The sequence below is a fragment of the Candidatus Hinthialibacter antarcticus genome (assembly GCA_030765645.1).
Classification (GTDB): domain Bacteria; phylum Hinthialibacterota; class Hinthialibacteria; order Hinthialibacterales; family Hinthialibacteraceae; genus Hinthialibacter; species Hinthialibacter antarcticus.
In genome coordinates this window covers 15,503-41,572 of record JAVCCE010000056.1, presented here as the reverse complement: position 1 = coordinate 41,572, position 26,070 = coordinate 15,503, and the positions used below count along the sequence as shown (strand labels likewise).

19 protein-coding genes, 1 tRNA gene and 1 other annotated feature are annotated in these 26,070 nt (G+C 53.9%); of the genes, 13 read left to right on the top strand and 7 right to left on the bottom strand.

The window, feature by feature from the left end; genetic code table 11:
• Nucleotides 1-32 precede the first annotated feature (32 nt).
• The 3 genes from P9L94_12825 (at nt 33) to P9L94_12815 (ending at nt 5,886) form a co-directional block, all read left to right on the top strand.
• The gene (locus P9L94_12825; GenBank protein MDP8244962.1) at nt 33-3,944 is read left to right on the top strand and encodes a hypothetical protein; all 3,912 of its coding nucleotides are present in this window, start codon (nt 33-35) and stop codon (nt 3,942-3,944) included.
• An 85-nt stretch (nt 3,945-4,029) separates the two neighbouring features.
• On the top strand, nt 4,030-5,262 hold the full coding sequence (locus P9L94_12820) for an N-acetylmuramoyl-L-alanine amidase (protein ID MDP8244961.1): 1,233 nt from the start codon (nt 4,030-4,032) through the stop codon (nt 5,260-5,262).
• Nucleotides 5,263-5,268: 6 nt separating this feature from the next.
• A complete protein-coding gene (locus tag P9L94_12815) occupies nt 5,269-5,886 on the top strand; it encodes a GerMN domain-containing protein (GenBank protein ID MDP8244960.1) in 618 nt (205 codons plus the stop codon).
• Between the two features lie 84 nt (nt 5,887-5,970).
• Here the strand turns inward: P9L94_12815 and P9L94_12810 are convergent, their stop codons facing one another.
• Nucleotides 5,971-6,780 carry a hypothetical protein gene (locus tag P9L94_12810; GenBank protein MDP8244959.1) on the bottom strand — a complete coding sequence of 270 codons (810 nt, stop codon included), beginning with the start codon at nt 6,778-6,780 and terminating at the stop codon, nt 5,971-5,973.
• 562 nt (nt 6,781-7,342) lie between these two features.
• Between P9L94_12810 and P9L94_12805 the strand changes: the two genes are divergently transcribed.
• Together P9L94_12805 and P9L94_12800 are read left to right on the top strand one after the other, a co-directional pair.
• Nucleotides 7,343-7,735: a response regulator gene (locus P9L94_12805; GenBank protein MDP8244958.1), complete on the top strand. Its 393-nt coding sequence runs from the start codon at nt 7,343-7,345 to the stop codon at nt 7,733-7,735.
• A 131-nt stretch (nt 7,736-7,866) separates the two neighbouring features.
• Nucleotides 7,867-8,766, top strand: a complete 900-nt coding sequence (locus P9L94_12800) for a 3-hydroxyacyl-CoA dehydrogenase NAD-binding domain-containing protein (protein MDP8244957.1) — start codon at nt 7,867-7,869, stop codon at nt 8,764-8,766.
• A 372-nt stretch (nt 8,767-9,138) separates the two neighbouring features.
• Here the strand turns inward: P9L94_12800 and P9L94_12795 are convergent, their stop codons facing one another.
• Entirely contained in the window at nt 9,139-11,667 is a 2,529-nt protein-coding gene (locus tag P9L94_12795; GenBank protein ID MDP8244956.1) for a CotH kinase family protein, read from the bottom strand.
• Nucleotides 11,668-12,145: 478 nt separating this feature from the next.
• Here P9L94_12795 and P9L94_12790 point away from each other — a divergent pair, with 478 nt between their 5' ends.
• The 5 genes from P9L94_12790 to P9L94_12770 all read left to right on the top strand — a co-directional run bounded on the left by P9L94_12790 (nt 12,146) and on the right by P9L94_12770 (nt 17,336).
• Entirely contained in the window at nt 12,146-13,543 is a 1,398-nt protein-coding gene (locus P9L94_12790; GenBank protein ID MDP8244955.1) for an ammonium transporter, read from the top strand.
• 58 nt (nt 13,544-13,601) lie between these two features.
• Nucleotides 13,602-13,940: a P-II family nitrogen regulator gene (locus P9L94_12785; GenBank protein ID MDP8244954.1), complete on the top strand. Its 339-nt coding sequence runs from the start codon at nt 13,602-13,604 to the stop codon at nt 13,938-13,940.
• 125 nt (nt 13,941-14,065) lie between these two features.
• Nucleotides 14,066-15,427 carry a right-handed parallel beta-helix repeat-containing protein gene (locus P9L94_12780; protein MDP8244953.1) on the top strand — a complete coding sequence of 454 codons (1,362 nt, stop codon included), beginning with the start codon at nt 14,066-14,068 and terminating at the stop codon, nt 15,425-15,427.
• A gap of 201 nt (nt 15,428-15,628) precedes the next feature.
• Nucleotides 15,629-16,993: an ammonium transporter gene (locus P9L94_12775; protein ID MDP8244952.1), complete on the top strand. Its 1,365-nt coding sequence runs from the start codon at nt 15,629-15,631 to the stop codon at nt 16,991-16,993.
• 4 nt (nt 16,994-16,997) lie between these two features.
• Nucleotides 16,998-17,336 carry a P-II family nitrogen regulator gene (locus tag P9L94_12770; GenBank protein ID MDP8244951.1) on the top strand — a complete coding sequence of 113 codons (339 nt, stop codon included), beginning with the start codon at nt 16,998-17,000 and terminating at the stop codon, nt 17,334-17,336.
• Between the two features lie 296 nt (nt 17,337-17,632).
• On the opposite strand, the gene P9L94_12765 is transcribed toward P9L94_12770, so the two are convergent.
• From P9L94_12765 to P9L94_12755, 3 genes are all read right to left on the bottom strand, one after another.
• Nucleotides 17,633-19,180, bottom strand: a complete 1,548-nt coding sequence (locus P9L94_12765; GenBank protein MDP8244950.1) for a 2-isopropylmalate synthase — start codon at nt 19,178-19,180, stop codon at nt 17,633-17,635.
• 182 nt (nt 19,181-19,362) lie between these two features.
• Nucleotides 19,363-19,598: a binding site (T-box leader), on the bottom strand.
• Nucleotides 19,599-19,686: 88 nt separating this feature from the next.
• A complete protein-coding gene (locus tag P9L94_12760) occupies nt 19,687-21,141 on the bottom strand; it encodes an NADP-dependent isocitrate dehydrogenase (protein MDP8244949.1) in 1,455 nt (484 codons plus the stop codon).
• A 421-nt stretch (nt 21,142-21,562) separates the two neighbouring features.
• Nucleotides 21,563-22,186, bottom strand: coding sequence for a prepilin-type N-terminal cleavage/methylation domain-containing protein (locus tag P9L94_12755; GenBank protein ID MDP8244948.1), 624 nt, complete (start codon nt 22,184-22,186; stop codon nt 21,563-21,565).
• Nucleotides 22,187-22,389: 203 nt separating this feature from the next.
• On the opposite strand from P9L94_12755, the gene P9L94_12750 reads away from it, so the two are divergent.
• Complete coding sequence (locus P9L94_12750) at nt 22,390-22,878, top strand: DUF1772 domain-containing protein (protein ID MDP8244947.1); 489 nt, start codon at nt 22,390-22,392, stop codon at nt 22,876-22,878.
• Nucleotides 22,879-23,046: 168 nt separating this feature from the next.
• Here P9L94_12750 and P9L94_12745 read toward each other — a convergent pair whose 3' ends face one another.
• A complete protein-coding gene (locus P9L94_12745; GenBank protein MDP8244946.1) occupies nt 23,047-23,310 on the bottom strand; it encodes a type II toxin-antitoxin system ParD family antitoxin in 264 nt (87 codons plus the stop codon).
• Between the two features lie 234 nt (nt 23,311-23,544).
• Nucleotides 23,545-23,617 (bottom strand) — tRNA-Ala (locus P9L94_12740).
• A 123-nt stretch (nt 23,618-23,740) separates the two neighbouring features.
• Between P9L94_12740 and P9L94_12735 the strand changes: the two genes are divergently transcribed.
• Both P9L94_12735 and P9L94_12730 read left to right on the top strand, forming a co-directional pair.
• On the top strand, nt 23,741-24,376 hold the full coding sequence (locus tag P9L94_12735) for a hypothetical protein (protein MDP8244945.1): 636 nt from the start codon (nt 23,741-23,743) through the stop codon (nt 24,374-24,376).
• Nucleotides 24,361-26,046: an ATP-binding protein gene (locus P9L94_12730; protein MDP8244944.1), complete on the top strand. Its 1,686-nt coding sequence runs from the start codon at nt 24,361-24,363 to the stop codon at nt 26,044-26,046. The genes P9L94_12735 and P9L94_12730 overlap by 16 nt, the downstream gene beginning before the upstream one ends.
• Nucleotides 26,047-26,070: the final 24 nt, after the last annotated feature.

Here is a 26,070-nt window from a genome sequence, read left to right as displayed (position 1 = left end):
GCGCCACTCGCTTCGCGCTGCTCAGGACGCCAATGCTTTTTAAAGGAAAACGCTCGACGTTTAAACGTGTTCGGTTAAAGCGTCCAACGGTGTTTTATCAGCCGGGGTTTGATGCAGCGCCTTATGGATTGAACACCCAAGCCGAAACCACCGAACAAAACCTGGTTCATATTGCGCAACACCTGCTCGCCTGTCGTACGGACCCGTACTATGGCGTGTTTCTCGCCAATGTCGATACGCTCAAACCTTATCTTGATCTCTACCCGGAAGAACGCGCCTGGGTGGTGCGTCTCGCCCAGCAGGAACGCGTCGCGATTGGCGCGGCCTACCTTCCGCCAATGGAATCATTCGTCGGCGGCGAGGCGTTGGTGCGCGCTATTGTCTATGGGCATGTTTGGGCGAAAACAACAGCGGGCATTACGCCGAAAGTCTTTCTTAACGGCGAGTCGGATGCGCACGCGTCGCAGTTGCCGCAAATTTTGTCGCAATGCGGCGTGAAGGCCATGCTGGCGCCCAACCGCTCTCATCTAGGCCCGACGCAATCGCCGGGGCTGTTTGTGTGGTCGGCGCCGAACGGCGATTGGGTGTATGTGAAACGCCTCGAATTGCCGCCCTCCAGTTTGACCTTGCCCGAACGTTTGGAGCGCTCGCTGGATGCAATTCAAAGTGAACATGCGCAAAGCCAGGCGGCGGTGTTGCTCGATTCGCTGGAGGAACCTGCGCCGCAACCAGAGATGGTAGGACGCGGTCGAGAGTGGGGCGCGAATGATCCCGCCCTGGTGTGTACCGGCGCGGCGGCGGAAAAGTTTTTCTCCTATATTGACAGCCAGGTTTCCGGCAAGAAAATCGAATTGGAATGGATGCCCGCCGATTGGCCGCCCGAATCCTATGGCCGCTCCGCTGCGCGCGGCGACTTGAAACAGGCTGCGCGTCTGACCGAAAACCGCCTCTATGAAGCCGAGGTCTGGACGACCTTGGCGGCGGTGATGGGGCGCCCGGTTTCATTTCACGGCATCGAATTCGCCTGGAGGCAGTTGCTCTTCGCGCAAAGCAAGCAGGGCGTCGCCTTCGGCGGCAGCGAGTTGGTTTTCGCGGATTGCCTGGACGCGCTCCATCAGGCGTTAGACGCCGCGACTACTGCGCGGAACGATTCGCTGCAGCGTATCGCGGCGCGCGTGGACACCCAGCCCAAACAAGGCGCGTTGTCGATGTTGTTATTTAACAGCCTGCCTTGGCGGCAAGAGGGTTTGGTGCGTTGCATGGTTGATGTGGATGCGGATTTCTCTCCATTTTCGCTGACCGATCAAGAGGGCGAGCCGATTCCATTTGAGATTGAAAAAGTCGATAGCGACGCCGAAGACCACCCCACCCATGCGCACCTTATATGGGTGCAAAGCCAGATGCCCGCGACCGGGTTTGTCGGCGTACGCCGAACGCCCGCGCATGACGTGCAAGCGCCCTATTTGAAGCGCGCGCAACGCCAGACCTGGGTCGAGAATGAATTTTTCCGGGTGGAGATCGACCCCGACCGCGGCGGCGGCATCGTTAGTCTCTTTGATAAAGATTCCGGCAAAGAATGGATCAACCAAGATCATTCTCACCCTGGAAATGTCTTGCTGACGCTGCCGATTGACGAGCCGGAAAATCCCCGCGACGGCTTTGTGTTGCGCGGCGGCATCGAAGCCGCGATCGACCCTACGCCGGCGTTTGATTATTATGAAGGCCCGGTCAGTCGGCGTTTGTTGGTGCGCGGCGCGGGGCCGGGGTCGTGTCGTCGCATCCAGGAAATCAAATTGTATGACGGCCTTCCGTATATCGACTGCGTGACGCTGCTGGCCGACTACCGGGGGCGAGAATCGCGGCTGGATGACCCGACTGCGCCTTACCGCGACATGTATCTCGCGGCGTTTCCCTTAAACCATCCAGGCGCGGCGCCGGTGCTCGAAGACCGCTTCTACGCCAAGGCGGGCCGTAGCGGGTTGGTCTCGCTGCAAAACGCGCGTCCGACTGAATGGAACGAGCGCGGATTGAATTTACAAGCCAGCGAGCGTTGGCTCGATATCAGCTGGACGTTTCTCATCCGTTTTGTGGACGCCGGAGAAGAAACCGCCAGCCTCGCCGTCGGCCCCAGCGAACTGGTCACGCCCGACAAAAAATACCGCGCAGCAGGCGACGCGCTGATGAAGCACTTGGCGCGGCATGGGGTGTCGTCGCAGCCGGGGCAAGCGCTGCAAACCGAAAATCGCAACGCCGCGCCTGCTTGCATTTTTTCGATTGGACTGCGCGAAGAAAACGATTACACCCATCATCTCTTGAGCCGCAATGCGGACGCGGCGGATTATTTTACCCGCAACCTCGAGCAATTCGGTTCGGTGTTTCTCGCGGTGGAAGATGCAGAAATTGGTACGCCCGCGAACCCGGTGAAAGTATTGATTCTTGCGGGACAAACGCCTGCGCTGGTTGAGCAGATCGTCGAGGAAATGGTGAACAACACGGTCTCTCACCGTTGGGAATGTCCCGCGTCCGCGTGTTTTATTTCAAGCCTGACGCCGATTGACGACGCCGGGTTCGCCGTCTTCCAAACCGGGACGCCCTTGAGCACCTACATGGCCGACGGCGTCCTTGGGCTTTCGTTGCTGCAAACCGCGCCTTATTCCCGCGCACAAACGGGCTGGCCCGCCGATTTCGCCGATCGCAAGTCGCACGTGTTTTCGTATCGGTTGTATCCCCACGCGGGCGACTGGCGCCTGGCTGAGACGCCCCGCCGCGCGATGGAATATCACCACGAAATCACTACGCTGCCGGTCGAGCCGCACCATGGCGACATGGCGCCGCAGCATTCATTTTTGTCGGTTGAGCCGCCGAACATGATCTTGTCTGCGATGAAGCCCGCCGGATTCAGCGAATGGAAATGCGTTTCAAAACCATCGCCGCTTTCTTCGGTTGTGCTGCGCGCCTATGAAGCGCACGGCGAAGAATCCAACGTGTGGATCGAAGCCAAGACGCCGCTGCGTAATGTGAAAGCGGTTACGCTGCTCGAAGAAGCGCTGCCTGAAAAGCGCGAACTCTTTCGGGAAGACCAGTTTGTGCGCGCATTGGCCCACGCTAATGAGATTGTGTCGTATCAATTTGATTTCAAGACCGAGCCAGCCGCGCCGGGCGTCGAGTCGGACGCGCCGCCGCTGATTACGCATACCCGCTACTGGCGGCAGAATTCCGGCGCGGCGCCGATTGGCTTGACGCCGGTCGCGATTTCGTTGCGCGGTCAAATTCGCCTCGACGGGCGCTTTCGCAACAACACCGTTCATCACCTTGATTTGGTTACGGTCAATAATTCGCCTGATCGCACGGCGCAGGGAGAAGTCGATATTTCGGCGCCGCCGGGCTGGCGGGTGGTTCCGTCAAAAGTGGGGTACCGTTTGCAGGGCGGCGGGTATCAAATTACGCCGCTGCACCTCATTCTCGACGGCGTAAAAAAAGAGGGCGCCGTCATTGCGCGGACGCAGTGCGGCGGGATTTCGATTGAAGATTTAATCCACATCGGCCCCGCGCCGGAATTTGACCTCTCGATGACTCTGACCCGCGAAGGCTTCAACGTGAATTTGCAACATGCATATCCCTTTGACGTTATCGGTGACGTGCGGGTGATTAGCCCGCTGGAAGCGTGGAACCCTACGCTCAGCGGCGAAGTCTCGTTGACCTCGATCACGCCCTATCATCAGCCGTTTGTCGCGCCGCCGAACGAAAGCGTTGCGTTGTCGTTTCCTGTGTCGGAGCCGCCCAATCGCTACGGCGTTGCGTCAAACCATCATTGGATGATTATCAAACTCACTGCTCATCATTGCATTCGCTACTACCATATCCGGCTGGATGGGCGGAAATCGGAAGGGTTGGGAAAAGTGTTGGCGCCGCCTTACTTTGCGCCCGACCAATCGTATTCTTAATATACCCTTATGCGCCCTTGGTAAAACAACGGCTTGTGCTAATTTTTGCTTGCCGTTCATCTTTCGCGCAATCGGACCAAACGGAATGCTGACGCCAGTCTTGCAAAACCGGACCTTCTTTCTTATCGCCGCCGTCGGGTTGGCGCTTGTCTGTTTGCAAACGCCGTTTGCGCGGGAACTACTCGGACGAACGGAATTCCAAACCATTCGCTTCCAAACCAAAGTGCTCGAAGGCGGCGAATATATTTCCGCTGCTGATCTGGCGTCGTATTTCCCTGAACGATGGACCTATGACGGCATTTCGGGCACGGTGATTTTTTATCGCCCCGACGGCGTCCGCGTGGGGATGCGCCTTGGCGACCAACGCGTGATGGTTGGGACGCGCATTGTCCACACTGGAGTAACGCCGCTGCGGCAAAATAGCGTGATCTATGTCCCTTTCTATATGGTAGACGTCATATTGTTTCCAGAGGTCGCGTTCGCTGAAGCAGGCGCGGAGCCGCCGACGCCCGTTCCGTTTCGTCAAAGCGATACAGGGTATGAATATCAAGTCGGGCCGACTTCAACCCCGCCGCCGTTTCAGTTTTTCCCCGCGCAGCCGACGCCGACGATTGATTTCTATGCGCCGTCTCAACCTTACAATCGCGTTAGCGGCGCCATGATTGTGTTAGACCCGGGCAACGACTCCGAACAACCCGGCGCCTCTGCGATGTTTTCGCAACGTGAAGCGGGACTGACGCTGTCGATCTGTGAAAAAATCGAGAGCCTGCTCAAAGAAGATGGGCGCTTTGACGTCACGCTTACTCGGCGCGGCGCAAGCGGCGTCACCAATGAACAACGCATCGCCGCAGCCAACCGCGTACAAGGCCGCCTGTTTATCAGTATTCAATGCGGGCGGTTGCATTCCGCCAACGTCGCTCACGCCGCCGCGTATTATATGAACCCCGAATTAGATGTGGCGCCGCCGTTTGACCCCAATACAGTGTTCGCTCCCGGGCTGCAAACGTGGCATAACGCATATCAGCGCCATGTTGTTTCCAGCCGCCGTCTGGCAGGAGCGTTATTGCAGGAACTCGCGTCGTTATATCGCACCACCAACCTGATTAAAGTCGAAGCCGATCCGCGTCCTGGCCGCATGGCGGTGTTGCGCGGTTTGACCATGCCCGGTGTTGTACTTGAACTGGGCAACCTCAATCACGCGGCGTCGGCGCGCTATCTCAGCAGCGAAACCATTCAGATGTCTATCGCGGCCTATCTCACAACGGCGATCCAAAACGTGTTGTTAGAACAGCCTGCCTATCGCGTGGACGGGGGCTGAGCCGGGATGGATTTACGGACGATATTCATCGGCGTTTTGATCTTGGTTCTTGCCGCCAGTTTGGCGGCGGCGGGCTATTTCTATTTGCGGCTGCAAGAACTCGAAACCACCGACATTCCCATCCCCCAGGCAATCATCGACGCACAATCAGAGCCTGCGGAAATGCCCACGGGGCCGATGGACATGATTCGGCTCTATTTCCCGACGGCGTCGCATGACCTGCTGTCGTATGAAGTGGTCCAAACCCTGCCGAACGAAACGCTGACCGAACGACTGCACACCGCTGTGACCGAGTTGATGCGCGGCCCCCGGCAAGACGGAATGCTCAATCCCGTCCCCGAAGGCACGCAGTTGCAGTCGGTCTTCTGGCGCGAACAAGACCACTGTGCGTATATCTCATTTTCGCCGCAACTCATAGACAAAAATTCACTCAACGCGCTGGCGGAATGGGCGACCATTTACAGCATCGTGAACACGGTCGCCGAACAGTCATCGGCGATTCGCGAAGTCCAAATTCTCATCGACGGGCAAGTCATTAAAAGTGAATTTACCACCTGGGATTGGTCGATGCCGTTCAAGCCCGACAAAACCTTCGTGCGGTATGATGTCATGATAGAAAAGTAAGGTTGCAATCGGTCAAGCCTCCCTTACAAAAGGGGGGCGTAAAGCGATAGAGAAAATTGAAAAAAAGGTAATAATACCTGAAAACTACCCCACCCGTGGGGCGCCGGCGAAGAAGCCGGGGCTGCCGCCTCCAGCGGGCGCCAGAGCGGGCGCGGGTGCGCTTGAATCGGCAACCGTCGGCGCGTTCAATCCAAACAATACATCTAACACGCCCGCTGCTGCGTTCGCGCTGTCTTGCAGCGCCCCGCTAGCATCTTCAAGGAAACCTTGCAGACGTTGTTCCGCCTGGTCTAATTCGTTCCGGCGTTTTTCGCGGTCGAGCGTTTCCTGCTCGCGTTCGAGTTGGGCCTCGTCGCGCTGCGCTTGCTGAAACTGCACGGGGTCAGCGCTCTGGATGGCCTGCTCTTGTTCGACCTGGGCGCGGGTCAAGTTGCGTTCGAGGCGCGACTCGTCGTTATCCAGGGATTGTTCTTCGCGTTGCAGTTCTTCCTCGCTGGGTTGGACTGCTTCTTCGGGGTCTTCGGGGATAGCGCGCGCATCTTGTTCAACCGGTTCGTCTTCGGTTTGGCTGGTTTCATTCGCCGATGCGCTTGGCGGGTTATCGGGCGCGAAGCCATTGGCGTCGGAGCGCGTAGAGACGGTGGTCAGCCCGCCGTTATAGATGGGGCTGAGGTTGCCCACGCCGAGAGTGAAGGTGCGGTTTGAAAAGACGATGTCGTCGCCGCGGGCGATGGCTTGAGAGCGCAGACGGGTTTCGTTGCGCTGCTCTTGTGCGGTGACAAGCAGAGCGGTTTGAGTTTCCGGCGCTTTGAGGCGGGCGGCTGGCTCGCCTGGATCAGGCCGAAATTGAATGAGCGAGTTGCCGCTGACTGCGGTCGGTCCGCTAACCATCATCCATACCTTTAGACAAAATTCTGCATTGTCGCATTATCGTCGAAAATGTGATTTTGTTTAATAGCCAATTGTGGGATTTTTCAATTAGGGAAGAAATTCGCCTCTTGCCAAATATGACAACGGCGGGGCTTCTGATTGCCAAGAATGGCAAAAAATTGCATAGACGTCATTCTTTGCTACCGAAAAATAATAAAAAGTAGTCACTTTAAATATTACAAGATGGATAAGCATGGTTGTGTTTAGATGAATCCGTATGAATATCTCCTATTTTTAAATTGCCCGCTGATGATTGAAGATCGGTCAAGTCTATTGCGGCAAGAAGGTTATAAGTGTTTTGATCTGTGTTGTTTCCATGGAGTGAAACCTGCGGATTGGTCAATTGAATGTCGTATGGAACCTTCATTGAACACAGACCCGGTGCATCAACTATTGTTATTGGCATCCGTTTCGTGTTGGTTTTGCAAGGTGAAGTCTGAGGCCGCATTTGTTACTTGGCATACTTACTGCTTTGATGTGATGACAGCATCACAAAATTTAGATACTTCTTTGGGCTGCGTACAGCATGGTTAATCTAACAGATAAACACTCCGTTCTCATCGTTGATGATGACCGCTCCTACCGCTCGATTCTGCAAACAATCTTCGCCGACGGTTCCTATACTGTTTCACTTGCAGAGGACGGGAAAGATGCGTTAGAACAGTTGCAAATAAGCCCGGTTGATTTGGTCATTACGGATTTGCAAATGCCCAATCTAGACGGGGTGTCTTTAATTCAAGAAGTCAAACGGTATTATCCGGCTACCGCTGTGATTGTGATGAGCGCCTATACGGACGAAGAGCGCTACCGGACGTTTTTATCGCATGGGTCTTGCCCCTATTTGCCAAAACCCTTTCGCCGGGCGGATGTGTTGGATATGGCGTGCGAACTGCTTCAACAACCTCGGATAAAAAGTTAAACGTTTGTTTTTTCCGTTTCAAACCGTTCCGCATTGGGCGCTTCCTGTGTTAGACTAGAACGTTAGTAGAGGTTGCATTTTATTTGTAGCCAATGACTTCATCGCACTCACATCATTTTGAGGATATACAAATGAAAATTCGACGCATCGGCATTATCGGCGGCGGCACCATGGGCCAGGGTATCATGCACGTCGTAGGGCAATCGGGATTCAACATCGTTCTGAGAGAAATCTCAGATGCATCGGCTGAACGCGCTCTGGCGGGCGTTGCGGCGGAAATTGACGACGAAATCGCCAAGTGGGGCCATACCGAAAAAGAAAAACAAGCGATTCTTGCGAAGATCGTCACAACAAAATCGCTAGATGATTTTCGCGATGTTGATCTCGTAATTGAAGCGATCAATGAAGACCTCGAGTTAAAAACCGAGCTGTTTCGTGAACTCTCAAAAGTGTGCGGGCCGCGTACGATTTTCGCGACCAATACCTCGACTCTTTCAATCAGTAACCTCGCGATGGAGTCGGGCCGTCCCGAAAAATTCATTGGCATTCACTTTCATGCGCCGGTGCATCGCCGCCCTGTCGTTGAGTTGGTGCGCGGGCTTGAAACCTCCGACCAAACCATGGCGACGGTGAAGCGCTTTTCAGATGAAATCGGCAAGACGGCGATTGAAGTGTATGAATGGCCGGGCTATGTCACCACGCGTATTATGGTTCCTTTAATCAACGAAGCGGTTTACGCCTTGATGGAAGGCGTCGCGTCTGCGGAAGACATCGACAAAGCCATGATGTTGGGCTGCGGGATGCAACTGGGGCCGCTGCACTACGCGGATGCGATGGGGCTTGATACCGTCGTATTTCAAATGGACCACTTGTTCCATGAACTCGGCGAAATCAAATACCGTCCGTGCCCCCTGTTGAAAAAACTGTTACGGGCGGGCCACCTCGGCGTGAAGTCGGGCAAGGGCTTCTTTGAATATGAACGCCCGGAAGCGGCGCGCGTCAACGGAAGTATTGTCCGCAGCGCCAACTAAGCAATTTTCCTATAGATAAAACCGAAAGCCTGCATTCATTTTGGATGCAGGCTTTTTTAATGCCATACCTACGGCGCGGGTGCATCAGAATCCCCCCTAGCCCAATGTCATTGACTTAAGGGGTGGCAAGGGCAAGGCTGAATAAAATGAAGCCAGCCCTTGAAATATTGCTTGAATGTATCGCTTTATTTGTGCTGTTTTGGAATCCCCCCTGGCGCTTTCAGCGCCGTCCCCCCTTAAAAAGAGGGGCTAAAAGGCTTAAGTCAATGACATTGCCTCTAACTCCCCCCCCCAAACTTCGGGGGGAGAACCTGTGAATTTTGAGGCGGATTTATCCGCTAACCAAACCACTCGACTTTAGTCGAGGGTGGTTTATTCATAGACCGCCCAGTCGTTGACGCTCTGCGGCAAACGGGGTTGCAGATAAGCGCGGCGGCGGATGATGTATTCTTTTAAGGTTTCATACGAACTTTGTATCTGCTGTATCCGTTGCCCCACATTACGTCCCGTCTGCTGGTTGAGTAATGCTAAATCCGCTAACAATTGTTGTTGGTCGGCATCAATTTTCGCAAAGAGAAACGCCTGCCCGAAGGTATGGTTAAATTCGTCGCTCAAGCGTTGGATGTAGGCCTCATAATACTGAGGGTCTTGGTGCATCGGCGAGGTGACGGGGCCTGCCGGGCGCGATACGTTGCGGTCGCCGATGGCGTTGCCGTCAATGGGAAACGATAGCGGCATCTCAGCGTACATCGGCCCCGTGTTGGGCGGCGGGGTGGCGCCCCAAATCCAATCCAGGTCCCAGGGGTACATTTCCCAGCGGTTGGTGGCGGGGTCGAGGTACGTCCAATAATTTTGCCAGTAGCCGTCCCAGTTGCTGGTGAAAATCGAAGCGGCGCTAAAGGCCAGCATGTTGTCGAGATTAAAACGGGTCTCAATGGTCTCGCGGCGGGATGAATTTAACGCGTTGAGCAATTCGTTAATGCTGGCGTTGCCTTCGGCGAGGTTGGTGTGTTTTTCCCAGTTGGGGTTGGCGCGGCGCTCGAGCTTGTATAAATCCGCGTTTGAGTCAAGCCCGTGCATTTCTAAAAAGCGTTCGTTGATTTGTTGAAATACCAGTTGTTGACGTTGGGTGTTTTGGGTTGAGAAGGGCAGTTCAATCGTCCGGTAGAATTCACCCCAGGGCGACAGCACGCCCATCTGACTGAAGAACCAATAGCCCAAATGCTCACGATAAGGCGAACTGATGCCCGCGTTGGTGCCGCCGGTTGGAACTTCGGGGATGACATTGATGGTGCGGTCGCCGAAAAATTCTGCGCCTTTGATGAAGCGAATTTTCTCGCGCCCGCTCTCGGAGGGTATGATGAGCGCACCATCGAAAAGCGTTGGATGCGCGGCGCCAATGGGCAACGCGACCGCCGCGCCGTAGGTGCGTCCATTGGTCAACAAGGGACTGGATTTCGGCTGCATGGTCCAAAGCAGCGGCAGCGTCGATTCGATCTCATTGTCATAAACGAAATACGAAAGAAACGGCGTGGGTTCGGCGGAATGCGGCAAGGTCACATCGCCGCCGTCCGTCAGTTGAATTGTCAGGTTGGTTCGGACAATGGTTTGCGACGGCGCCGGGGGCAGCGTCGCTTGATAAATGGCGCTGGCGTTGGTTTGCGCCGTTTTCGTCATCTCGATTCGTGATGAGTTGTTGTCTTGATAGCGCAGCGACGGCGCCAGCACGAAGTCAGAACTGCCCCCCAGCGAGATATTGAAGCCGACCAGCGCAATGACGTTTTCGCCCTGCGTGAAAACCGAATGGGGCAGAGCAAATGTCGAAAGCGAATTCGACTCATGGCCGCCTGCCGCAAGTGAATTGTTGGTGTAAGTATCCGGCGCGTTTTCGCGGGCGACTTCAACGCCGTTGATATAACAAATAAAGGCGTCGTCATAGTAAATGTCGAGAAAAAACGCCTGACGGGCGCTTAGGGTGGGCAGTGAAAAGGCTTTTCGGAGATACAGCGTTGAGTAATTGCTGCGCATGTCGTTTAGCGTTGTATTGACGCGGTCCAGGTCGCCGTAGCCGAAGCCGCCTTGCGCGCTTTGCCAGTTTGAATCCCGGAACGCTAGCGTTGTCCATTCGGAAGCGTCCGAAGGCGCAGTGGTCCCTTTCCAGAACCGCCATGGACTGGCGGATTCAAAGACGGTGGTCCCGGTGATTTCATTGGCGCCGTCGTCAATGTTCAGAAATACCGATTCAATTAACGCGGGCGCGTCTAACGTGACTTGCATCTGCACTGCGTCGGACGATGTCGGGTTTGAGGGGGTGAAGGTTGATTCGGTCAGAGTGGGGTAGGGCGGCGTTCCATGCACCGAGTTCACTGCGCCGGGGGTTCCGCCTGGATTGGTTGACGCCCGCCAGGAATGAGAGTCATCCGTTGGCGTAGTTGGATCAACGCGCTCTAGCGATGCGTCATAGCCGTCTGCTCCGCGCGGCCAGGGCGGGGCGTCGTTATAACGGATGGTTTCGACAATTATGCCTTGCGCATTTCGCAGCGTGACGCGCTCGCCGCCGTTATCGAGGCGGCCTTCATACGGGCCAAAGATGCGAAAGGAACTATTGCGCCAGACGCTATGGTTTAAATTTTTCGCAAGAACAATATATTGCCCGGGAAAAATGCTTGCATTGTCTGGGAACGTATACGTAATTCCGTCATCGAAAGCGTATCCGGTCAGATCGACGCTTTCGCTGCCTGCGTTATAGAGTTCGATGAATTCGCGAAAGAGGCCGTCTTCGGTTCCGATATCGGGCGGGTTGTAGTGAATTTCGTTAATGACGACCTGGCTTTGGCTGCTAGTTATGCTTAGAAAAAACATAAAACATGCGATGGCTGCATTGCGCTGAATAAAGTTCATCAATCCATTCCTCTGAAAAACAAATGCAATTCAAATTATGTATCTTGAGAACTATAAAGGATAAATTTCACTTCGTCACGATATAACTAGAAATGAGCAAATGTAATTAAAACAGATGAAAAAACATGAATAAATTTGGAGAGTCAATTTTGAACGCAGCGGATTTCTGAGTCTGTTTCTGTTCAGATTGTATTGTCACTTTTTGAGCAGCATGGTTGGATTTCAACTACATTCATGTAGGGTTTTTGTGGGCGCTGCTCCAATCTGTTCTCGTTTTGTCTAACTTAACCTGCCTGTTTTCAATGCCTTACTCTCCTCTCGCCTACTGATTGGTAGGATTGGCATGACAGTTGCCCATAGAAGAAGAAGCAATTGTGGCTTTTTTGCTATTGGTTGAACTGTCTCTCACCCCGGGAAGGGCGGTCGCCAAAAGATTCTTATTAAATCCAAATTGAACTGTGAAAGGAGAATCCTGTCCATGCGAATTCAGTCAGAACGGGCGAATCGTTGGTTCAGTATTCTTGCGGTCTTAGTGATCGCAACCGTTATGTTCTCTGGCGTTGCCAGTGCACAAGATGCAGAAGCGGCGTTTGACGCCGAAACGGAATTATCATTATTACGAGATGATGCGAATATTTTGTGGACGTGTTTAGCGGCGTTTTTGGTCTTCTTTATGCAAGCCGGTTTCGCCATGGTGGAAGCCGGGTTCACTCGCGCCAAAAATGCGGTGAACATTATGATGAAGAACCTGATGGACTTCTCTATCGGTTCGATCATTTTCTTCCTGTTCGGCTTTGGGTTGATGTTCGGGACAACATATAAAGGCTTCATCGGCACCGATGGCTTCGCGCTCTTCGGCTATATGTTCGCCGAAGACGGCAGCCCCGAATATTGGACGTATACCTTCTGGATTTTCCAGACCGTGTTTGCCGCGACGGCAGCGACGATTGTTTCAGGGGCGATGGCGGAGCGCACCAAGTTTAAAGGCTACTTGGTTTACACCGTCTTCATCACTGGTTTAGTTTACCCCGTCTTCGGTTCATGGGCGTGGGGCAGTTTGTTTGCAGGTGAAGGATGGCTCGAAGGCCTGGGCTTTATTGACTTCGCCGGTTCGACCGTTGTTCACTCTGTCGGTGGTTGGGCGGCCCTCGCGGGCGCCATTGTTCTCGGCCCCCGTATTGGCAAGTATGGCGCAGACGGCAAGCCGCGCGTTATCCCTGGCCACAATGTTCCGATGGCGGCCTTGGGCGTCTTCATTTTGTGGTTGGGTTGGTTTGGCTTTAACCCCGGTTCCACAACAGCGGTTGGCGGCGACATGGCAGTGATCGCCGTAACCACCAACTTGGCGGCGGCGGCGGGCGCCATCGGCGCGATGGTTACCGCTTGGATCAAATTCGGAAAGCCTGACGCAGGCATGTCGCTCAACGGCGCATTGGCTGGTTTGGTTTCCATTACCGCCCCTTGCTACAACGTCAGCCCGGTTTCAGCCATCATCATCGGCTTTCTCGGCGGCATCATCGTTGTGATCTCTGTTCTCGCCATTGAGAACATGGGCATTGACGATCCTGTCGGCGCGGTTTCCGTCCACGGCGTCTGCGGCGCCTGGGGCACGATTGCTGCGGGTCTGTTCGCGCAAGAAGCCTTTGGCGGCGTCAACGGCCTGTTCTTCGGCGGCGGCGCTAGCCAGTTGGTCACACAGTTCATCGGCGTTGGAGCAGGCTTCTTATGGACGTTCATAGTGTCCTTCGCTATCTTTAGTCTGGTGAAAGCTACGATTGGTCTGCGGGTTTCCGAAGAAGAAGAGATGGAAGGTCTCGACTTCGGCGAACACGGCGCATCCGCTTACTCAGACTTTTCGGTCGTGACCAGCCGCTAATTCGGCCGGTTGAGCAAAACAGAACTACATTGAACCAGACGCTAAGGAGATAACAATAATGAATAAAGTAGAAGCGATTATCCGGCCCCATAAATTGGAAGACCTTCGGACTTCCTTAGAAGAATTGGGCGTAACAGGTATGACGGTCAGCGAAGTACGAGGATTTGGCCGTCAGCGCGGACATCATGAACTCTACCGCGGCCGTGAATACACGGTGGCCTTTCAGCCCAAGATTAAAGTTGAAATCGCCGTCAAAGCAGACCTGACTGAACGCGTTGTCGATGTGATTCGCAATGCGGTCAACACCGGACAGGTTGGCGACGGTAAAATCTTCATCTACGCCATTGCGGATGCGATCCGTATTCGTACTGGCGAACGATCCGAAGAAGCACTGTAAACAATCGCTGGGACATGCCCGGCGTAGAATGCATCAAATCTCTCGTTAAGCGGAACCGTCCTTTCAACCGGAAGGGCGGTTCCGTGATATCATCAATGAAAACTCAATATTAACGAGGGTATGGTATGCGCTTCAATTTCATCATTGTTCTTTGTATCGTTGCTTTTCCGTTTTCTTATGCGCAAGAGTGCGCCTTACCGCCTGCGTTTGACGACGGCGCGGTCTATTCAACCGAATTCTACGTCTCGCCCGGCGGCTCAGACGACAATGACGGCGGCGCGGCGAACCCCTACCGCACCTTAGAACGCGCAGCGCGTGAAGCCTCTCCAGGAACCATCATCCACTTAGCATCCGGCAATCACATCGCGGGGCAACACATCGCCAACCTGAAAGGTACAGCAACGCAGCCAATCAAGATCACCGGGCCGGATGAAGGCGAGGCGGTTTTCTCCGGTGGAAACACCGCAATCCAATTGACCGATCCCGCGTATGTGGTGTTGGAGAATTTCGGCGTCGAAGGCGCTGCCTCGAATGGACTCAACATTGATGACGGCATGTCGTTTGACACGCCTGCGCATCATGTGGTTCTACGCGGTTTGACTGTCAGAGATATCGGCCCCGATGGCAATCACGACGGGATCAAACTGTCCGGCCTGGACCATTTCCGCATTGAAAATTGCCGGATTGAGCGCCCCGGAAGCAGCGGCTCGTATATTGACATGGTGGGCTGCCATGACGGCGTGATTGCTCATTGCTGGTTCGGCGACGGCGGGTCGTCGGGCGTTCAGGCAAAGGGCGGATCCGCCCGCGTATTGATATACGCCAACCAGTTCACCGACATCACAGACCGGGCGGTGAACATGGGCGGCAGCACGGGCCTGGAGTATTTTCGTCCGATTGACGCGCCCTATGAGGCGTCTGATATTCAAGTGATTGCCAACCTGTTTACGGGAAGCCAGGCGGCGATTGCGTTTGTCGGCTGCATCAACGGATTGTTTGCTCATAACGTGATCGACCATCCACAAAAATGGGTCGCGCGAATTTTGCAGGAAAATACAGCGGAGCGTTTTGCGCAATCATCAAATAATGTCTTTGCCAACAACATTGTGCTGATTGACGCGCGGGTGAATACGCTGGTGAACATCGGCGGCGGCGCCAAGCCGGAAACATTTCGCTTTGGGCATAATTTGATTTATCACACAGAGAACGCGAACTTTTCACGGGCCAACTTGCCCGGCGAAACATTCGGCAACCTGGTTCAAGAAGACCCGCGTTTTGTTGATGCGCAATCGGGGGATTTTCATCTTCAACCCGATAGCCCGGCGAAAGCGGCGGGGATGGCGCTTGCTGATGTTGTCGGCGACCTGCCAATTGCTCCGTCACCGATTGGCGATGGTAATGGCGATTGCTGGGGCGATATCCCATCCATTGGGATGTTTCGAGCAACAAGCCCGGCGGGTAACAGCGGGTGGAAAGCGCACCAATAAAAAATGGGCGCGATCTTTTTAAAAAAGTTCGGTTCGGTTGATTTCTGTATAGGTTTTAATTGACAGATTTGATTTAACTAACTTAATTCTAATCTGCTATGTGTCTTGCTTCTACTTGGGCGATTTTGTCCTCTTATTCTTGTAATATCTTCGTTCAATGTGCATAATGCCAAGTAATTTTTATTTTTGGGAGGTTACCCAATGAACTGTTTTGAAGCATCTCTCGTTCTCCGTCGTATTGGTTTTCTCGCCGTACTTCTCGTGCTCGCTGCGGTTCCTGCGTTTGCGCAAGAAGAAGCGGCGATTGATTCAGGCAACACCGCCTGGATTCTCGTTTCGACTGCGTTCGTCATTATGATGACGGCGCCGGGTCTGGCGTTGTTCTATGGCGGTCTCGTCAGTCAACGCAATGTTCTCTCGACGCTGATGCACAGTTTTTTCGCGCTGTGTTTTATCAGCATTCATTGGGTGTTGATTGGCTATACGCTTTCGTTTGGCGATGACGTCAATCAGTTTATCGGCGGGCTGAATTACTTCGGCTTGCAGGGAATCGGCTACGAGGACGTCGCTCCCGGTTTGACGATCCCGCACCTGCTTTGGGTCATGTTCCAAGGGACGTTCGCTATCATCACCTTCGCGTTGATTAGCGGCGCCATTGCTGAGCGTATGACATTCGGCGCTTATGTGATCTTCATGCTTCTCTGGACGACCATCGTTTATGCTCCCTTGTGCCATTGGGTGTGGGGCGGCGGTTGGTTAGGGCCGGGCGGTTTATGGGGTGAGAGCCATGCGCTTGATTTCGCGGGCGGCACGGTGGTCCATATTAGTTCCGGGTTTTCCGCCCTGGTGGCCTGTATGCTGGTTGGTAAGCGTAACGGTTTCCCCAATAGCATCAAACCGCCTCATAGCATTGTCTTGACCCTGATCGGCGCTGCGTTGCTTTGGGTGGGCTGGTTTGGCTTCAACGCGGGCAGCGCGTTGGCTGCTGATGGTTTGGCGGCGCTGGCTTTCATTAACACCAATACGGCTGCTGCAGCGGGGGGATTGACCTGGGCGTTGATCGAATGGATTACCAACGGCAAGCCCACGCTGCTGGGTTGCGCAACGGGCGCTGTAGCGGGCTTGGTCGGAATTACTCCCGCAGCGGGTTGGGTTGAAGTGTTGCCTTCGATCGTGATCGGCGTTGGCGCAGGCGTGGTGAGTTTCATCGGCGTGAATACGTTGAAGCCGATGTTTGGTTACGATGACTCGCTCGACGTGTTCGGTGTACACGGCCTGGCGGGAACCTGGGGCGCAATTGCCACCGGCATTTTCGCGACGGTCGGCGCAGAAGGGTTGATCGCAGGCAACGCCAATCAAGTCTGGATTCAGTTTGTCAGCGTTGTTGCTGCTGCTGCGTGGGCGGGCGTCTGGACGTTTATCTTCTTGAAAGTCATTGGCCTGTTCATGCCGTTGCGGGTTGCCGAACAAGACGAAACCATGGGTCTTGACCTAAGCGTTCACGGAGAAGTGGCGTATAATCATGCCGATACGGGAATGAGCCCGATTGGCTCCTACAGGGAGTAACATCATGAATAAAATTGAAGCCATTATTCGTCCGCATAAATTAGACGCGATGAAAACGGCCCTCGAAGAACTGGGCGTCGTCGGTATGACCGTGACCGAAGTGCGCGGCTATGGCCGTCAGCGCGGTCACCAGGAAATTTATCGCGGGCGCGAATACACCGTCGAGTTTCAACCCAAGATCAAGGTTGAAGTCGTCGTGAAGAAAGACATGACCGAACGCGTGATCGACACCATTCGCAGCGCGGTGAACACCGGGCAGGTCGGCGACGGCAAAATGTTTATCTATGATCTTAACGATGCGGTCCGTATCCGCACCGGTGAGCGCTCAAACGAAGCGCTCTAATTGAACCAACAAATTAACTGGCGGGGGCGCGACTGCTCCCGCCGGGTTTTTGACTACCAATCCGCATCGCTCTGGTGCGGATTTTTTTTTGATTGCATGAAGGCGTTTTGGCGACAGGTTGGGCGCGTCTCGCTTCGGTGCGGGCTTAAATTCGGGCAACCACTATATAAATGAAAAGGCGGGTTATTCGTCGCCGCGAACAAGCCCGCCCTATTAAATATTACGGTTAATTGGATGGTTGAACCGATGGGATTAAGAACCCACCCGACAAAAACTAAGCAATGACAAAACCGTGCTCACACCACCTCTGTTTTTTCTTTGCCGCTGTCGGCGACGAGTTTGTTGACCGCGTTGACGAAGGCCTTCGCGCTGGCGCGTACCACGTCGGTATCGACGCCGCGTCCGGTCGCCTGCTTGTCGCCGTTGCGCAACACCAGGTTCGCTGAACCTTGTGCGTCCGCGCCTCGCGTGACTGCGCCAACGTGATAGTCAATCAAGACGGCGTCTTCCATATTGGTCAGCGTTTTGATGCTGGAAAACGCCGCATCAACTGCGCCGTCGCCGTCGCTCTCGCCTTCGATGATCCCATCGGCGGTTTCGAGTTTGACCTTGGCTTTCGGCTTCTTGTCGGGGTCGCTCGAATACCACAAGTGGTTGTATTTGAATTTCCAGTTTTCTTCGGATTGCGCCTGCGAGCCGACGATGGCGATCAGGTCTTCATCGAAGACGGTTTTCTTCAAATCCGCCAAATCTTTGAAGGCGTTGAAGGCGTCTTCCAGTTCTTTGTCTTCCAAATGGAAGCCCAGTTCCTGAATGCGGGTCGCGAAGGCGTGGCGCCCGGAGTGTTTGCCCAGCACCATCGAACTGCCTGCCCAGCCGACGGATTCCGGCGACATGATTTCATACGTCGTGCGTTCTTTGAGGACGCCGTCCTGATGGATGCCCGCTTCGTGCGCGAAGGCGTTGGCGCCGACGATGGCCTTGTTGGGCTGTACGCCGATGCCCGTGAAGCGGGTCAGCAAACGGCTGGTCGGATAAATCTGCTCAGTTTTCACGTCAACCTTGTAAGGGAAGCAATCCTGCCGGGTGACGATGTTCATTACCAATTCTTCGAGCGAGGCGTTTCCGGCGCGTTCGCCGATGCCGTTGATGGTGCACTCGATCTGGCGCGCGCCCGCTCGTACGGCGGCCAGTGAGTTGGGCACCGCCAAGCCCATGTCGTTATGGCAATGGACGCTGATGACGGCGTCGTTGACGTTGGGCACATGCTCGAAGATATATTCGATCAGCGAGCCGAATTCCCACGGGTTTGAGTAGCCCACCGTATCGGGGACGTTAATGGTTGCGGCGCCAGCGTCGATGGCGGCTTCGATGACGGTGCAGATATATTCGCGTCCGGTGCGCGCGGCGTCTTCGGTGGAGAACTCGACGTTGTCGGTGTATTGGCGGGCGTGTTTAACCGCCTTGACCGCCATGTCGCGTACCTGGGCTTCGGTCTTCTTCAACTTCTTTTCACGGTGCACGTCGCTGGTGGCGATGAAGGTATGGATGCGCGGATTGTTGGAATGCTGTACGGCTTCCCAGCATCGGTCGATGTCTTTCTCTAACGCGCGCGCCAAGCCGCAAATTTGCGGGCCGTCAACTTGTTTGGCGACCGCTTTGACCGCTTCAAAATCGCCTTCAGACGAAATAGGGAAGCCCGCCTCGATCACGTCGACGCCCAGGCGCTTCAATTGAAAGGCGAATTCGATTTTCTCTTTGATGTTCATGCTGAACCCGGGCGACTGTTCGCCGTCGCGCAGGGTGGTATCAAAAACAATGATTTTGTCATTGGGCTTGCTCATGTGATTATCCTCTTTCTGTGTTGGGCGGTGGGTTGCGCCGCCGATTGGGCCTTGGTTAAGTCTGTTAAGTCGCTAAGGTCGCTTTCGTCTGTTAGGGCGAGCACGGAACCCACCTCCTTTCGGTATTGCTTATTTGCTACTTGCGAAAATGGGCGAAAAATAGAAAACGCCCCGTCCCGTATTGCAGGGACGAGGCGTTGTGCGTTCCTCGTGGTACCACCCTGGTTCAGCGATTGGAAACCCAACCGCCCTTCGTTACGCGTGATGACGGGCGCGACCCGGCCTCAACTACAAGCCTTTCGGCGTTTGCGAAGGCGACTCCAAGGCGAGTTCAGCGGCTCGAACAACCGGTTCTCAGCAAATTTCGGCTCTCTGTATGTTCGCAGTGACGCTTACTACTCCTCTTCACTGTCTTTCTGACAATTTACCTTATTGTAAGTTTCAGCCGCGCCGTGTCAATCCTTAAATGGAATTTTAACGGTCGATCAAAAACTCGCCAGTCTATATTAATCTTCGCCTTGCGCTTTGGTGAAGGCGTTTTCTCCGTCAAAAACCTGCAACTTCTCGACGTGCATCCAGCGGTGTTTGCCGCGCAGGAGGACCAGAAAATCAGTAATGACGCCGTCGGCTTCATCGGCGTCCATTTTTTTGTCCAACAAAAAGCGGCAGCGCCAGTGATCGACGCAGTCGGTTAAATTATCGGTCAGCGGAAAGACTTGCGTACCGCGGTTTGAGATCATTTTGAGCAACAACGGCGTTCCTACCGTCAGCGCTTTGAGGTCTTCGCCCAGGTCGCCCGCCGTGCAGCCTTCTTCGATGAAGATGTCAGCGCCGATGACTTCGCGTTTTTCTGCCTTGACCATGTCGGGGTCGCGGGTCACTTGCGGCAAAAGAATGGGCTTAAACTCGCGGTCGGATACTTTCGTGCTCTTCTTGCCCAGGTTCTCAATGATGGCGGCGGTGAATTCGTCGGTGGTGACGCCGCGCGAACCGATGACGTCACTGGTGAGTTTGTTGCCTTCTTCGAGCGTGGCGAACAACGCGTGTTCGATTTGCGAAGCGGCCTCAAATTCGGCGATGTGTTGCAGCATCATGATCGCGGAAAGAACCAGCGCGGTCGGGTTGGCTTTGCCAGTGCCCGCGATGTCGGGCGCGGTGCCGTGGACGGCTTCAAACATGGCGACTTCGTTGCCGATGTTTGCTGAAGGCGCGAAGCCGAGTCCGCCCACCAAGGCAGACGACAAATCACTAAGGATGTCGCCGTTCATGTTGGTGGTGACGATGATGTCGAACTGGCCCGGGTGCATGGTGAGTTTGTGCGCACAGTTATCAATAATGATGTGTTGCGCTTCGATGTCGGGGTATTCTGGCGCGACCCGTTCGAAAACGCGCTTAAACGTGCCTTCGGTGAGTTTCATGATGTTGGCTTTGGTCGCGCAGTGCACCAGTTTGCGGCCCTGCGAGCGGGCGTATTCAAACGCCAGCCGCATGATTTTTTCGGAGCCTTTTTGGCTGATGAGTTTCAACCCCTGCGCAACGCCGGGGGTTTGCATGTGCTCAATGGCGGCGTAGAGGTCTTCGACGTTTTCGCGAACGACAACTACGTCCACGTCGTGTCCGACGAAGGGCGTCGCCACGCTGGGCATCTCGCGCACCGGGCGGATGTTGCCGTAAGTCTCAAACATTTTGCGCAAGGTGACGTTGGCGCTTTTCTCGCCATAGCCGACGGGCGTCTGCAGCGGCCCTTTCAGCGCGACCCGCGTTCGGTGAATTGAATCGATGGTTTCTTGGGGGACGCCGGAGGCCAAGCCTTTTTTAAAGACAACAGCGCCGGCTTCGCATTCTTCCCATTCAACTTTCACGCCAGCGGCTTCGATGATCTTGCGCGCCGCGTTGACCACTTCAGGGCCAATGCCGTCGCCGGGAATGAGTGTGATTTTTCTGGTTGGAGCTTCGCTCATATCTTCAGTTCCTTAGTGTGTGCGTTGTTTCAACGAATATATATTAATGTTTTTGTGTATTAAATAAATTAAAGCACTTAGCCGCCAAAAACGAAGCGTTTTAAATCTGATTTATTCAGTAATATTTTTGTTGTCTTTTCATCAAGCGCATATTATAGGTACTGTTTGCAGCATATTGTAATATGGTTCTTCCGTAAATTGAGTGCTTTTTTATAAATTGAATTGAGGTTTCATCGCATGTGGCATGGGTACAACTCTGCTCGCTTCAGTGCGGGCTTTCAGACCCTTATGCACAGGCGCTCCCAGAGTTGCACCCATGCCTGAATTGGTTTTTCAATTATTGATACGCCGGGATACGTTTTCGTAATCAAAATCATGACCATCCATCAATGCAAGTACTCACTTACCGGATGAACCAGATTTATTCATACTGCCCCGCGCTGGAGCGGATAATCCACCCCTGTGACGAGATACCGTTGCTTGCTTTGTAAACGCGGTCTTTGGGGTCTTCGGGCTGACCACTGTAGCGGGCGTTATTTGACGCCAGCAAATAGTCTGGCCAAGGCGCGCCTTGAGTATTCGCCGGGCCGGGCGAAAACATATACCAGCGATAGCCCGCTTCATAAGCCATTTGGTAGTTGCCGCCGCGCCAATCAGGGTTTTCCATACTGTTGTAGGTAAATGACGCCCGGTTGGTGTCGGAATCGAGCGTCCCGCCAGCGCCTTTCATAAATGGGTCAAAGGGCAATGCGCCCATATAGGCTGTCGGCGTAGTCAACGCCTTGAGCGCCTGGCGATCATTGGCGGAATAGATTCCCAGCGAAACGCCCTCAAGTGAACCAATCGGCGAGCGGCCATGATCGAAACTATACATCTGGATCGCGGTTGAAAGCGCCTGTTGGTCGGCATAGACGCGCGAGAGTTTGGCGCGGACTTGGGCATTCAGAAAATTAGGCACCGCAATCGCCGCGAGGATGCCGATTATCGCCACCACAATCAAAAGTTCAATCAATGTAAATCCACGACATGAGTTTAAAATTTTCATAGCCCCTTTACCAAATATGAATCGAAATAGCCGCAGGAACAATTGCGGGCAAGTATATATAAAACTACCATAATACGACTTTTTTGCAAATGAAGAAAAAAACTGCCATTCGCGTCATCGCGAGCAAAGCGAAGCCCGCTTCGCGGCCTTGGCCTACAATCGCCTCAAAATAACGCTGATTTTAAGTGCTTGGGAGCGTAAAAATGACGACTCATTTATTACTAATTGGATGCAGCATCGCCGCATTATCATGCGGACTCGTGGCGGGAATATTTTTAGCGTTTTCCGATTTCATCATGCGATCGCTTGACGCCGCCAATCCCGCTGCCGGCATTGAATGTATGCAACTCATCAACCGGAAGGTATACCGTTCCATTTTTATGGTCTTGTTGATGGGGATGGTTCCTTATTCATTTTCACTTATGATTTTTTCATTTTTCTACGCGACTCACAATGAATTTTGGTGGACCCTTGCTGGAGGGCTTACTTATTTCTTTGGCGTAATTTTAGTCACAGGCGTCTGTAATGTGCCAATGAATCAACGATTAGATTCGATGAATTTTGAGGACAAAGAAACGGAGACCTATTGGCTCGAATACTGCCGCACCTGGACTAATTGGAACCATATTCGGACATTTTTTTCGGTTCTAAGTGCAATATTCTATTTCATTGCATGTCTGTGCGTCGTGTAGTTCATTCCGGTGGGCTGCTTTTGCTGCGCTCGTGAATGACGCCAACGCTAAGTGGAGTGACAACCAAATCCCTTCTCCCTCTGGGAGAAGGTTAGGATGAGGGAAAAATTATCAAGGGCTGCCCGCTTCGCGGCCTTGCCCTTGCCACCCAATCTGTATGGAGACATTTTATTTGCGGGATTTTTTTGCGGCGGCTTCATTATCGGCAATGATGTCGTCGATGGTGCGGTTGCTGAATTCACCGCGAGCGAATTGTTCGTCGCCAACGCGGATCGCATCACGCAGCCGCTCGAGTTTAATCTTGCGAAGTTGGTCTTCTTGCTCTAAAAGCCGCAGCGCCTCACGTACCACTTCGCTGGAGTTGTTATAAAGTCCGCTCTCGACTTTTTCTTTAACGAACTCTTCAAGCCGTTCCGTCAGGGATACATGCATAATTGAAAACCCTTCGCTCTATCTTTTAATATTGTATCCGCACTGACAAAGATTGACAATCTTTGATGAAATTGCAATCCAGCATTGCAGGCCGGGTTCTTAACCCGGCATTTCAAACGATTGATACATTACTTGGTAGGCTGCTGGCGCGATCCCACCCTACCTTGGTTGTTAAGTGGAATAAGTATATTTTCAGTTAAGGTGAAAAGACTTCACTGGGATGGGGAGGGTTTGTGGAGCTGAGGGGGATCGAACCCCTGACCTTCTGAATGCCATTCAGACGCTCTCCCAGCTGAGCTACAGCCCCTGAGAACGATTGAAATCATAACCCCGCCATGAGGGAAATCAAGACGCCGGACGCAAACTCAGGGATTGCCGCATCATCGGATGGCGCCATACTGGTTCATCTATTCTCGACATGGGCGAATTGATGAGCGAAATAATCGGCGAAATCATCCAAACCAGCACCACCGAAATCACCGGACAAAGCAAACTCAAAGTTGACGGCCCCGGCTTCGGCTCGCTGGTGTGCGCGGGCAAGTCGAGCCGCTGCGTCGCGGTGGTGTTTAACGTCGAAGTGGTCGGTCCCGAAGGCTATCGCAAGCCCGCCATGACCGGAATCGCCGAAGACCAACTCCCCGCGCAGCATCCGCAATTGTTCGCCCTGATGCGCAAGCAGTTTCAAGCGCTTCTCATCGGTGAAATCGTCAATGGACGCTTTTTATATGGGCTTCCCAGCCGCCCGCCGGGGCTGCACGCGGGCGTCGCGCATTGCGGCAATGAACTCATGCAGACAATCGCATCCGACCTGGGCTTCTTTCGCCTGATCTATGATTCAGGCCGGGCGTCGTCCGAAGAATTGCTGCTGAAGGTATGCATCAACCTTCTTCAAGCGAGTGGCGTTAATCGAAAAGATGAACTGTCGTCGCTCAAACGAAGCGATGAATTCGAAACCGACAAAGCCGCAGCGGTAAAGATCGGCAAAGAACTTTCGCAACTCTACCGCGACGACTACGAAACCCTGCGCCGGATGATGGCGCGACTGGATAAATGGCTGAAAAACTGACTCCCCGTAATGAAGAGGACCGCCTGGGCGTGGTCACCTCCGGCTCGCTCAGCGATGGGCTTGAGATGCGGCTTGACCCCGATGTCTCGGTCGAAGAAGTGCGCGCGGGCAAGTTCGTCGTGGTCGAGGGCAAGCAACTCGATTTCTTCTCGATGATAACGGATGTACGCCTCGACGCCTCCAGCGCGTCGATCCTGCGCGATCCGCCCGCGCGGGAATCGTTGCTCAGCGACGTATTAGCGGGCGACCACACCTACGCCACGCTTTCGCTCAAACCGATGCTGATGGTCGAGCGAAAAGAAACCATCAAGCGCGATGAAGACTTGCGCCCGGTCAAGAGCATCCCGGTGCACTTCTCGACTGTGTGGAGCGCGCAATCTATTGATATCGACAAAATTTTCGGCAAAGAAGACGAGAGCAAGCGCTTCTTTAACCTAGGCTCGCCCATCGACATGGACGACATCGAAGTGTGCCTCGACCTCGACCGTTTGATCGAACGCTCGAACGGCGTCTTCGGAAAAACCGGGACGGGCAAGACGTTTTTAACGCGGCTCATCCTTGCGGGCATTATCCGCAACAACAAAGCCGTCAACCTGATTTTTGACATGCACAGCGAATACGGCTGGCAGACGCGCAAGGAATCCGGCTCTGGCAAAGACACGTTTGTGAAGGGCCTCAAAAACCTGTTCGGGCAGCAGGTGCTCATCTGCACGCTTGATCCTGAATCCGCCCGCGCGCGTAACGTCAGCGTCGATCTGGAACTTGAGATTCCCCTCAGCGAGATCGACGTTGAAGACATCGCGCCGCTGCAGGATGAACTCAACCTGCACACTACCGCCATCGAAACGGCTTACATCTTACGCAACCGCTTCAAGAAAAAATGGCTTAGCGAGTTGCTCGACCAAGACCCGGCGGGAATGAAAGACTTCGCCGAAGAGATCGGCGCCAACAAAGAAAGCCTGGCGGCGTTGTACCGAAAATTAAGTGCGGTGCGCAACCTGCCCTTCGTCACAGAAAAAGCGCACAAAGATGAGGAGCATGTCAAATCCAACCGCGTCGGCGTTCGGCGATTGATTCAAGAGTTGCAACAGGGGCGCAACATTGACCTCGAATTTGGCCGCGTCTCCAGCATGTTGTCGTACCTGCTGGTCGCGAACCTGATCAGCCGCCGCATCCATGAGACATGGGTCAATCAGGCGGAAAAATATATGGCGACGCAGAAACTCGAAGACCGCCCGCGCCCACTGATGATTACCATCGAAGAGGCGCACAAGTTTTTGAATCCCGCCGCTGCGCGCCAGACAATTTTTGGAACCATCGCGCGCGAATTGCGTAAGTATTTCGTCTCGCTGCTGGTGGTCGATCAGCGGCCTTCGGGGATCGACGACGAAATACTTTCCCAGTTAGGAACCCGCGTGACCGCGCTATTGAACGATGAAAAAGATATCAATGCGGTATTCACTGGCGTATCGGGGGCAGCGGCGTTGCGCAACGTATTGGCGTCGCTCGACAGCAAACAGCAGGCGCTCATCCTCGGACACGCCACGCCAATGCCAGTGGTCGTCAAAACGCGTGAGTATGGCGAAGATTTTTATAAAGCGATGATGGGTTCCGTTGAAGAGAATAAATCCAAGACAAAGAAGACGGTCGATCTGTTTCCACCGGGGTGATTGCGTCATGGTTCGGTGTGTCTC

Excerpts from the sequence above, each read along its gene's own strand:
- P9L94_12785 (MDP8244954.1), top strand. The coding sequence starts at position 13,602 with ATGAATAAAGTAGAAGCGATTATCCGGCCCCATAAATTGGAAGACCTT.
- P9L94_12795 (MDP8244956.1), bottom strand. The coding sequence starts at position 11,667 with ATGAACTTTATTCAGCGCAATGCAGCCATCGCATGTTTTATGTTTTTT.
- P9L94_12760 (MDP8244949.1), bottom strand. The coding sequence starts at position 21,141 with ATGAGCGAAGCTCCAACCAGAAAAATCACACTCATTCCCGGCGACGGC.
- P9L94_12745 (MDP8244946.1), bottom strand. The coding sequence starts at position 23,310 with ATGCATGTATCCCTGACGGAACGGCTTGAAGAGTTCGTTAAAGAAAAA.
- P9L94_12805 (MDP8244958.1), top strand. The coding sequence starts at position 7,343 with ATGGTTAATCTAACAGATAAACACTCCGTTCTCATCGTTGATGATGAC.
- P9L94_12770 (MDP8244951.1), top strand. The coding sequence starts at position 16,998 with ATGAATAAAATTGAAGCCATTATTCGTCCGCATAAATTAGACGCGATG.
- P9L94_12800 (MDP8244957.1), top strand. The coding sequence starts at position 7,867 with ATGAAAATTCGACGCATCGGCATTATCGGCGGCGGCACCATGGGCCAG.
- P9L94_12810 (MDP8244959.1), bottom strand. The coding sequence starts at position 6,780 with ATGATGGTTAGCGGACCGACCGCAGTCAGCGGCAACTCGCTCATTCAA.
- P9L94_12750 (MDP8244947.1), top strand. The coding sequence starts at position 22,390 with ATGACGACTCATTTATTACTAATTGGATGCAGCATCGCCGCATTATCA.
- P9L94_12755 (MDP8244948.1), bottom strand. The coding sequence starts at position 22,186 with ATGAAAATTTTAAACTCATGTCGTGGATTTACATTGATTGAACTTTTG.
- P9L94_12775 (MDP8244952.1), top strand. The coding sequence starts at position 15,629 with ATGAACTGTTTTGAAGCATCTCTCGTTCTCCGTCGTATTGGTTTTCTC.
- P9L94_12825 (MDP8244962.1), top strand. The coding sequence starts at position 33 with ATGCTTTTTAAAGGAAAACGCTCGACGTTTAAACGTGTTCGGTTAAAG.
- P9L94_12735 (MDP8244945.1), top strand. The coding sequence starts at position 23,741 with ATGAGCGAAATAATCGGCGAAATCATCCAAACCAGCACCACCGAAATC.
- P9L94_12820 (MDP8244961.1), top strand. The coding sequence starts at position 4,030 with ATGCTGACGCCAGTCTTGCAAAACCGGACCTTCTTTCTTATCGCCGCC.
- P9L94_12730 (MDP8244944.1), top strand. The coding sequence starts at position 24,361 with ATGGCTGAAAAACTGACTCCCCGTAATGAAGAGGACCGCCTGGGCGTG.
- P9L94_12815 (MDP8244960.1), top strand. The coding sequence starts at position 5,269 with ATGGATTTACGGACGATATTCATCGGCGTTTTGATCTTGGTTCTTGCC.
- P9L94_12765 (MDP8244950.1), bottom strand. The coding sequence starts at position 19,180 with ATGAGCAAGCCCAATGACAAAATCATTGTTTTTGATACCACCCTGCGC.
- P9L94_12790 (MDP8244955.1), top strand. The coding sequence starts at position 12,146 with ATGCGAATTCAGTCAGAACGGGCGAATCGTTGGTTCAGTATTCTTGCG.
- P9L94_12780 (MDP8244953.1), top strand. The coding sequence starts at position 14,066 with ATGCGCTTCAATTTCATCATTGTTCTTTGTATCGTTGCTTTTCCGTTT.